The organism is Nitrospirota bacterium, assembly GCA_016212215.1.
Lineage (GTDB): Bacteria > Nitrospirota > 9FT-COMBO-42-15 > HDB-SIOI813 > HDB-SIOI813 > JACRGV01.
On sequence record JACRGV010000027.1, the window covers coordinates 1 to 3,808 of the forward strand.

3 protein-coding genes are annotated in these 3,808 nt (G+C 41.7%); all 3 read left to right on the top strand.

Annotated features, from left to right (window positions below; all coding sequences use genetic code 11):
- Window positions 1-233 precede the first annotated feature (233 nt).
- Genes HZA08_02735 through HZA08_02745 form a run of 3 tightly spaced genes read left to right on the top strand, consistent with a single transcriptional unit; the run spans window position 234 to window position 3,474 of the window.
- The gene (locus tag HZA08_02735; GenBank protein MBI5192341.1) at window positions 234-1,835 is read left to right on the top strand and encodes a response regulator; all 1,602 of its coding nucleotides are present in this window, start codon (window positions 234-236) and stop codon (window positions 1,833-1,835) included.
- Window positions 1,836-1,850: 15 nt separating this feature from the next.
- Complete coding sequence (locus tag HZA08_02740; GenBank protein MBI5192342.1) at window positions 1,851-2,480, top strand: HAD family phosphatase; 630 nt, start codon at window positions 1,851-1,853, stop codon at window positions 2,478-2,480.
- Window positions 2,461-3,474, top strand: a complete 1,014-nt coding sequence (locus tag HZA08_02745) for a molybdopterin molybdotransferase MoeA (protein ID MBI5192343.1) — start codon at window positions 2,461-2,463, stop codon at window positions 3,472-3,474. The genes HZA08_02740 and HZA08_02745 overlap by 20 nt, the downstream gene beginning before the upstream one ends.
- The last annotated feature ends 334 nt before the right edge of the window (window positions 3,475-3,808 follow it).

Consider the following 3,808-nt stretch of genomic DNA (forward strand, 5'->3'; position numbering starts at 1 on the left):
GATATTTTATCTCTCAAGTTCATCGGCTCTCCTTTTGTGTGGTATTTTTTAACAAACATATTCTACCAAAAGGAGAGCAATTTTACACCAAATAAATTCAGAAAAATTCACTTATTTTATTACTTTTGCAAGAGCCTCATTATTGTCTGCAATAAGTAGTAAGAAGAGTGCGGATTCCAAATCTGTCTCTTTTTATACATTTTGAATAAATTCAAATTGAGGGCTGAACAGGCATGGAAGACCAGGAGAAAACAAAAGAGGAACTGCTTGAGGAGATTAAAAGACTTCGGTTGCTGCTGAATGAAAAGGACAGCAAGGAGGCGGAGAGCAGGCGTAAGGAGCAGGATAAAAACAGGAGATATCAAAAGGGTCTTGAGACCATAATCAATTCATCAGGGGATATTATCTTTCTCAAGGATACTGATTTCAAATACGTAATTGCAAATAAGGCACATGAGACACTTTTTCATGTAAACGTGGACGACATTATTGGTAAGACTGATTTTGACTTTATGCCTGAAGATTTTTCCCTGCATTGCAGGAAGAGTGATGAGGCGGCATTAAGTTCGGGTGAACCTGTGGATATAGAAGAATACGCAGAAGGAATGTGGTTTAGTACTGTCAAACAGAGGGTTGTTGATGGAGAGGGAAACATACTGGGCGTAGTTGGGATCATCCGTGATATAACCAAAGTCAAAAAGATGGAGGCTGAACTTTTAAAGGCCCAGAAACTGGAGTCCCTCGGAATTCTTGCAGGGGGTATTGCCCATGATTTTAATAATTTTCTTACAGGAATCATGGGCAACATATACCTTGCAAAGCTATCTATATCCCCCCACGATAAGTTATATGAACTTTTAACTGAGTCGGAGAAGGCATCACTTCAGGCAAAAAGTCTGGCTAAGCAATTGCTTACATTTGCAAAGGGCGGAGATCCGGTCAAGAAGACAATATATATCGGTGAATCAATAAAGGATTGGTGTTCATTTACACTTAGAGGGACAAAAGCGGGGCACGAATGTCTTATTCCTGACGACCTGTGGCCGGTAGAGGTTGAAAAGGGACAGATACATCAGGTTATAAATAATCTTATAATTAATGCCGTTCAGTCAATGCCGGACGGCGGGCAGATCAAAGTACAGGCTGAGAATATTATTATAAATGCAAAGGAAATTCCAACCCTTAAAAAGGGGCGATATGTAAAGATTACAATTGAAGATCATGGGGCAGGGATACCGGAAGAAATTATTCCTAAGATATTTGATCCGTTTTTTACTACTAAGGAAAAAGGAAGCGGTCTCGGTCTTGCAATCGCCTATTCTATAATAAAGAAACATAACGGGCATATCAGTGTTGAATCTGATATTGGTAATGGAACCACCTTCAGTGTCTATCTGCCTGCCTCCGGTAAAAAGATATTTAATGAGAAAGAAACAGGAAAAGTACCACTTTCCGGCAGCGGCAAGGTCCTCGTAATTGATGATGAAGAAACAATCAGAGATTTTGTATGTAATGTCCTGAGCCATTTCAGGTATGAAGCAGAGTCTGCTGCGAATGGTACCGGTGGAATAGAATTGTATAAAAAGGCCATGGAGTCGGGAAATCCTTTTGATGTGGTTATAATGGACTTGACAATACCCGGAGGTATGGGTGGTAAGGAGGCCATAAGAGAACTCCTGAAGATAGACTCAAGGGCAAAGGTAATTGTATCAAGCGGATATTCCAAAGACCCTATAATGACAAATTATGAGGAGTATGGTTTCAGTGATGTATTAGTAAAACCGTATATCCATACAAAACTGTGTGAAGTGGTACATAGGGTAATTGGGGGGTAATTGGGGGGTAATTGGGTGATAAAACTTATTATTTTTGACCTCGGTAAGGTAATTCTGGATTTCTCAAGGATGGATATTGCTAAGGGGCTTGCAGGCTGCTCCACGCTTATTCAATATCAGAATCCTGATAATATTCTCGCATATCTCTTTGATACCGGATATGAAATTATCATACAATATGAGGAGGGGAGGATTACATCGCAGGAGTTCTTCAAGCACGCTTCAGAGGTATTCGGGCTTGATATGTCTTATGAGAGATTCAAATCCGTGTGGAGTGAGATATTTGTGGAGAATGATGGAGTTGCTGACTTGATTGAATTACTTAAAAAGGATTTTCCGCTCTTTCTTTTATCCAATACAAATGAACTCCATTTTGAGTATATAAAAAAACAATTTCCTGTTGTACATAAATTTGATGAATGTATATTGTCATACAGAATTGGTAAAATGAAACCCCATCCTGATATTTACATGGAGGCATTGAATAGGGGAAATGCATCGCCTGAAGAGACGATATACATTGATGACATTGGTGAGTATGTAGCAGCGGCTCAGGATATGGGGATTAATGCTGTGGAGTTTAAGTCAGTTGAACAGATAACAAATCATATTAAGGAGATTATACATGAACGACAAACAAGATGACCCTGTTGCAGCGGCAGTTGAGAGATTTTTTTCTGCATTTCCTGCAGGCCCCATTGGTACAGAAACCATTGGCTTATCTGTATGCCGTGGGAGGGTTCTCGCAGGAGATGTAAATGCAGGGATTAATTCGCCGCCATTCTCAAGGGCGCTTGTTGAAGGTTTCCTTGTTAATGTCAAAGATACGGATGGTGCAGGAGATAATACACCTGTTACCCTTTCTGTAAGCGGGATGATAGAGGTGGGAATGATGTATGATGCTTCTATATCTCATGGAATGTGCATTGAAGTCAGTACCGGCAGTTTTGTCCCGGAAGGAGAATATGCTGTTGTAAGGTATATGGATATAAGTAAATCAAATAATGTGATTACGATAAAACGTCCATTCAAAAAAGGTGATTTCATTGAGACAGCCGGATGTGAGATTAAGAAGGGGGACTTGATTCTAAAACAGGGGACAAGACTCTCTGCAAGAGAGATTATGACACTTGCAGGTCAGGGGATACTTAGTGTTAATGCAGTGAAAAGGCCGGCCGTCGCAATCTTCTGTTCCGGCAATGAGGTAATCCCACCTTCCGAGCCGCTTAAACCCGGGCATGTATGGGATGCAAATTCATATACATTATCAGCACAGATTGAGGACTATGGCGGTGTACCGATTTTCTGCGGGATTATGAAAGATGATTTTTCTACATTCAAAGAGGCATTAAAGAACGGGCTTAACCATGCGGATATGGCAGTTATCTCAGGCGGGACAGCCATAGGCGGGCGGGATTTTATTGCAGACTTGATAAACTCACTGGGTACACCAGGCGTGATTGTAAATGGTGTGCCTATGAGGTCAGGAAAGCCGCTGATTATGGGAGTGATAGGGAATAAGCCAATAGTATGTGTTGCAGGCTATCCGCCGGAATCATTAAGAGGATTTGATCTGTTTGGGAAACCGGCAATTGAAAGGCTGCTGGGTGTATTAGAGAAGGCTTCGGAGCAGAAGTAAGAAATTAGATGCAAGAAGTTAGATTATGATGAAATTTCATGAGCTAAAGCTCACAAAGGCCAACGGCAATCCCCCCCCTTTTTTCAAGGGGGGGGCTGGGGGGGTTATTTTCGGTTGAACCGACATGAGCCTTCGGCTCACAAAGGATGATGAAAATGAGGCCCCCTCCCCTTAGTCCCCTCCCGCAAGGGGAGGGGAGATATGAAAGATTGCCGAAGATTCCCCCTCCCTTGACGGGAGGGGGTTAGGGGGAGGGTGAGCTATGGAGATTTTCGAATGAAACAATTTATTTCGCCGCCCCCAATAGTTAAATTACAAAAGTCTTTCTCAACCC

Bases quoted from the DNA above. Each gene is read 5' to 3' on its own strand.
- HZA08_02745 (MBI5192343.1), top strand. From the start codon at position 2,461: ATGAACGACAAACAAGATGACCCTGTTGCAGCGGCAGTTGAGAGATTT.
- HZA08_02735 (MBI5192341.1), top strand. From the start codon at position 234: ATGGAAGACCAGGAGAAAACAAAAGAGGAACTGCTTGAGGAGATTAAA.